This window comes from Halobacillus sp. BBL2006, assembly GCF_000786645.1.
Lineage (GTDB): Bacteria > Bacillota > Bacilli > Bacillales > Halobacillaceae > Halobacillus.
Window position 1 is genome coordinate 1 of record NZ_JRNX01000521.1, and the last position, 4,634, is coordinate 4,634.

The 4,634-nt window shown below is 42.7% G+C and carries 6 protein-coding genes, 1 pseudogene and 1 riboswitch; of the genes and pseudogenes, 1 reads left to right on the plus strand and 6 read right to left on the minus strand.

Going from position 1 to position 4,634, the window contains the following annotated elements:
- The 6 genes from LD39_RS15105 to LD39_RS15130 form a co-directional block, all read right to left on the minus strand.
- Positions 1-351, minus strand: a 351-nt coding sequence (locus LD39_RS15105) for a DUF4395 family protein (RefSeq protein WP_035548991.1), incomplete at its 3' end; no start/stop codon positions are given.
- Positions 352-435: 84 nt separating this feature from the next.
- A complete protein-coding gene (locus LD39_RS15110; protein WP_035548974.1) occupies positions 436-1,221 on the minus strand; it encodes a TatD family hydrolase in 786 nt (261 codons plus the stop codon).
- Entirely contained in the window at positions 1,218-1,955 is a 738-nt protein-coding gene (locus tag LD39_RS15115; RefSeq protein ID WP_035548977.1) for an ABC transporter ATP-binding protein, read from the minus strand. Before LD39_RS15115 ends, LD39_RS15110 begins: the two co-directional genes overlap by 4 nt.
- Positions 1,948-2,721 carry an ABC transporter permease gene (locus LD39_RS15120; protein ID WP_035548980.1) on the minus strand — a complete coding sequence of 258 codons (774 nt, stop codon included), beginning with the start codon at positions 2,719-2,721 and terminating at the stop codon, positions 1,948-1,950. The genes LD39_RS15115 and LD39_RS15120 overlap by 8 nt, the downstream gene beginning before the upstream one ends.
- Positions 2,718-3,011 (minus strand): thiamine-binding protein, encoded by a 294-nt coding sequence (locus LD39_RS15125; RefSeq protein ID WP_035548983.1) that lies wholly within the window; start codon positions 3,009-3,011, stop codon positions 2,718-2,720. The genes LD39_RS15120 and LD39_RS15125 overlap by 4 nt, the downstream gene beginning before the upstream one ends.
- Positions 3,011-4,018 carry an ABC transporter substrate-binding protein gene (locus tag LD39_RS15130; protein ID WP_035548985.1) on the minus strand — a complete coding sequence of 336 codons (1,008 nt, stop codon included), beginning with the start codon at positions 4,016-4,018 and terminating at the stop codon, positions 3,011-3,013. Before LD39_RS15130 ends, LD39_RS15125 begins: the two co-directional genes overlap by 1 nt.
- Positions 4,019-4,149: 131 nt before the next feature.
- Positions 4,150-4,260, minus strand: a riboswitch (TPP riboswitch).
- A 147-nt stretch (positions 4,261-4,407) separates the two neighbouring features.
- Here LD39_RS15130 and LD39_RS15135 point away from each other — a divergent pair.
- A pseudogene (locus tag LD39_RS15135) lies at positions 4,408-4,634 on the plus strand (alpha-L-glutamate ligase); the annotation flags it as partial.

The window sequence follows — 4,634 nt, forward strand, 5'->3', positions numbered from 1 at the left end:
GATACAAAAGCCGAGAAGAGCGAGGCCGGCAGCGATGATAACCATCGTACCGAATACATAGCCAAGGGCTTGAAGATTGAAATAAAAGAAGACAATCGACAGTCCGATGCATATTGTTGCAATCCATTGGTTGAAAATCTGCTGATCGCGGTCTTCTGGAATATATTGATGGGCGGGTTTAGTTAAGAAGTTTTTACTGAGCATAATCACTGGGTTCTTTTTGGTAATCAATGTGTAGACCCCGATTACGAACGGGAGAAACAACCATGAATAATGAAACGAAAGTCCAAGTAAGACAGTGATAACAATAAACATTTGATTTATTTGAACGAGTGGCTTTGGAATACTCATTTCGTTCACCTTCCTTTAAGGCCTATTATACACAGTGTATTAGTCGGAATAAAGGGGAGTGAATGAAGAGGACGGGGTTCCTCTTCATTCGTTTCGATTTAGTCTATAAAATTTCACCGTATTCTTATAAAGCAGGTCGTATACCGTTTCTATCGCTTGATTCTTAAGCTCGCTGATCTTTCTGACAGAATCGTGGATCATCTTAGGATGGGTTGCTAGATGTTCGAAAGGTCCGTCAAATGGCCACGGCCCATCGGTTTCCACCATTATGAGATCTAATGGATACTGTTTAATTAGATCATGTATCTCTTCTTCATATAAACAGTCAGGAGTGACAGAAATGAAAAATCTGTTATTGATCATCCGTTTAATTGTAGAAGGTGACCCTTTGAACCAGTGGAAGTGAGCATGATTTATTTGATGTTTTTCTAATAAGTCACAGACAAGATCTGCATCTTCATAGATGGCATGAAGCACGACAGGCTTGTCTAACTCATTAGCAAGACGTAAGAAATGTTCCAGCAAATCTAAATACGGAGGTACGTGTATTTCTGGATGGTCTTGACGAGTATAGTAGGGTAAACCGACTTCACCGATCGCAACGATATGTTTTTCGTACCGTCGAATTAGGTCCGCAATTTTCTCAGCTTCTTCCTTAGAAGGAAGGCTCTGCTCTGGGTGAAAACCCAGTGCTGGTTTGATTCTTTGCTCCTGCATAGACCACGTCAAGTTTTTTAAGCAAGAGTTCAAGTCATTGGAAACAGCAATAAGATGTATAATCGAATTTTGATCGAGTTCAGAGAGCATCTGTTTCCTAAATGATTCTTCATATAAATCAAGGTGGATGTGGGCATCGATGATAGGATTCATGCAAGCACCTGCAGTTTCTGAAAGATTTCTTTTTTCCACTCTAAGAATTCGGTTGTTAAGAGTATGGACTGCTCTCTTGGGCGAGGGAAAGGAACTTCAAATTCTTCTACGACTCGCGCGGGTCGGTCTGAAAGAACAATCACTCTATCTGATAAAAAGAGAGCCTCCTCGATATTGTGTGTGACAAAGAGGATAGATTTCTGGTGTTCTTCCCAAATGGATAACAGCCATTCCTGCATTTCTATTCTCGTAAATTCATCTAAGGCAGAGAAAGGTTCATCGAGACAGATGAGTGATTGAGGGCTTAATAGACTTCTTATAAAGGAGGCCCGTTGTTTCATGCCGCCTGATAACTGACTGGGATAGTTATTTTCATAGCCGCTCAATCCAGCTTTTTCAATCATATTTAAAGCAGCCTCGCGATCCGTATCTCCTTTGATCTCTCCTCCGAGAAGAACATTGTCCACTAAGGTCCGCCATGGGAAAAGGGCTGGACTTTGAGGCATATAGCTGATCGATCCTTTCTGTCCTGTGATGTCCTTGTTGTTTAACAGGATACGTCCTTCGTCAGGATTGTATAATCCGCCAACGAGGTGAAATAGCGTGCTTTTTCCGCTTCCGGAAGGGCCGAGGATGGAAACAAATTCTCCTTCATTCACATGAAGAGAAATTTTCCTAATGATAGATTTGCCTTCGAATGACATCGATAAGTTTTCAATTAACAATTTACTCATGCGCTTCACCAGCCCCTTTGCTCTGCCATTTGGTCAGTCTTCTTTCTGCTAAGGTGATGAGAAAGAAAAACAGCAAGCTCAATACCATTATTAAAAAGATTGCTACGAAGACACGGTCGGTACGAAAGGAAGAGGAGGCTAAAGTCATATATACGCCAATGCCTTGATTAGCTCCTAGCCATTCTGAAATGACGGCTCCCATGACACTATAAGTGGCTGAAATCTTCAACCCTGAGAAAATTGACGGCAGCGCATGCGGCCACTCGAGCTTGCGAAAGATCTGACCCTTTGTCGCCCCGGCCATGTGCATGTAGTGCTTTAGCTCCGGAGTCGTTTGCTTCAAACCATCCATCGCTGAAACAGCAATCGGAAAAAAACAGACTAATACGATGACAATCAATTTAGGAAGTGCGCCGAAGCCGAACCAGATTACTAAAAGTGGAGCCAGCACAATGATTGGAATATTCTGAGACAAGATCAGCAATGGATAAATTGCTTCTCTTAAAGACGGAATTAGGTGAAGAGCGATTGCAATGATCAGTCCGACACTCGCCCCGATCAGAAACCCGGCAACCGTTAATTGTATCGTTGAAAAAAGATGGTGTGAATAGCCGTTCCATCCGATTATTCCTTCCTTGGCAATGAGCGAAGGAGCAGGTAATAACCAATCAGGAACATTTAAAAAACGGCTGCTTGCTTCCCATATAAGGAGCAAAAGGATGAGGACCGAAGCCGGTCTCCATCCTTTTTTAAATTCTCTTTTCATGACCGATACTTCTCTGTCAGCTGATCCATGGAAGCTCCATCCGGCTGATACAGAATTTTGATTTGGGAAATGACATTCTTGCATCCACGCTCAACCATGGCTTCGTTTATTTTTTCAATTAACGGAAGGATTTCAGACAAATCTCCTTCGATGGTCGTTTCAAGCGGATGGACTTCATATTTCAATCCTGAAGCATCAATGATTGAAATCGCGTGATCGACGTAAGGAATCACATCTTCCCCGTCTTTTGTCTTTGGTAAAATTTGAATGCTCACAAGTGAATTGGTCATCATTCTGTCTCCTTTTCTGGTAAAAATTCATTCGTAAACGCTTTTTCAGCGTCCAGCTCGTTATCTAGTAAATCATGGGAGTACATCCAGTCTGAATAATTTTTCCATACTGTAACATCTTGAGTTCCCCATTGCTCTGCATCGTCCTGATATTTAGGTGAAAGCCATTTTTGGCTGGCTTTAACGAGTCCAGGATCAAGGTCCGGTACAGCTTCAATGAGGATATCCGCTGCTTTTTCCGGTTGATCAATCGCATATTCATACCCTTTAGAAACGGCTGCCATGAAGGCTTTTACGGTCTCAGGGTCATTCTGAATCATTTTCTCATTCGTCGTTAAAACGGGGGTGTAGTAATCGAGTTTATCGGAGTAATCGGTCAAATACTGCATGTTCAGTTCTTGGCCGCGGAGTTCGGCTTCGACACCTGTCCAGCCATAATAAATCCAGGCAAAATCAATGTCGCGTTCGACCGCTGTAAAGAAATCAGAGTTTCCCATGTTGACGATTTCAACATTCTCAACATCTGCGTTTTCTTTTTGCATCAAAGAGGAAAGAACGGCTTTTTCCACAGGTGCGCCCCAGCCTCCGTACGTTTTGCCTTCATAATCTGCAGGTGAGGTGATGTTTTTGTCTTTCGGTGAGGCGAAGCCTGAAGTATTATGCTGAATGATCGCTCCGATCGAAACCACCGGGATATCTTGGACACGTGCTTCTGTCAGCGTTTCTTGCGCACTGATGCCAAAGTCCGCTTTCCCAGAAGCAACGAGCTGATCAGCACCGGCTTCTCCTGGCATCATGATCTCAACATTCAATCCTTCAGCTTTAAAGTATCCTTCCGCTTGAGCTACGTATAGACCGGTATGGTTCGTGTTCGGCGTCCAATCAAGAACTAGCTTGATGTCTTTCGTTTCTGATTGACCGGCTTTCGCTTCAGAACTTTCTTCATCTTCACTGGAACAGGCTCCTAGCAGCATGACCACCAACAAAAATAGTAAAAATTTCTTCATAAGAATCCCTCCATAATAGGTTCATCACATATGGTCAGAAAGGGAGAACCTATGAATATGGAAACAGGGATGAACGCATACAAAAAGCACCCTGGTACCATACCCAGGGTGCATATCTTATAACGATAGAATGTGTCGTCTCAGATGTTCCCTACGCTGGTCTAAACCAGATCAGGTTCTAAGGGTCAGTATCAAAAAGGATACAATCTCAACCAGCTACACTGGTCCCCCTACATTTAACCTATATAATTGATGAACAATTAGATTATAGTTTCACTCTGCCACAGTTTGCTAGATTAATCAAGCATCTTCGAGAGTTTATTCCTAGTAGTTTGATGGGTTTTATATGTTAAACTAATAGAAACACATGTGAAAAAGGAGTCGGATCAATGAGCAAAATTTATGTACTTCATGAAAACGATGAATGGACCGGCCATTTGACGAAACGACTAGATGAACTGGACCTCCGTTATGAATTATGGCACCTTGATGAAGGAACGCTTGATCTGACAAGTGAACCTCCAGAAGGAGTTTTTTACAATCGAATCAGTGCCTCTTCTCATACACGCGACCATCGTTACGCTCCGGAATTTACTGAAGCGGTCCTGGCGTGGCT

Excerpts from the sequence above, each read along its gene's own strand:
- LD39_RS15120 (WP_035548980.1), bottom strand. The coding sequence starts at position 2,721 with ATGAAAAGAGAATTTAAAAAAGGATGGAGACCGGCTTCGGTCCTCATC.
- LD39_RS15110 (WP_035548974.1), bottom strand. The coding sequence starts at position 1,221 with ATGAATCCTATCATCGATGCCCACATCCACCTTGATTTATATGAAGAA.
- LD39_RS15125 (WP_035548983.1), bottom strand. The coding sequence starts at position 3,011 with ATGACCAATTCACTTGTGAGCATTCAAATTTTACCAAAGACAAAAGAC.
- LD39_RS15115 (WP_035548977.1), bottom strand. The coding sequence starts at position 1,955 with ATGAGTAAATTGTTAATTGAAAACTTATCGATGTCATTCGAAGGCAAA.
- LD39_RS15130 (WP_035548985.1), bottom strand. The coding sequence starts at position 4,018 with ATGAAGAAATTTTTACTATTTTTGTTGGTGGTCATGCTGCTAGGAGCC.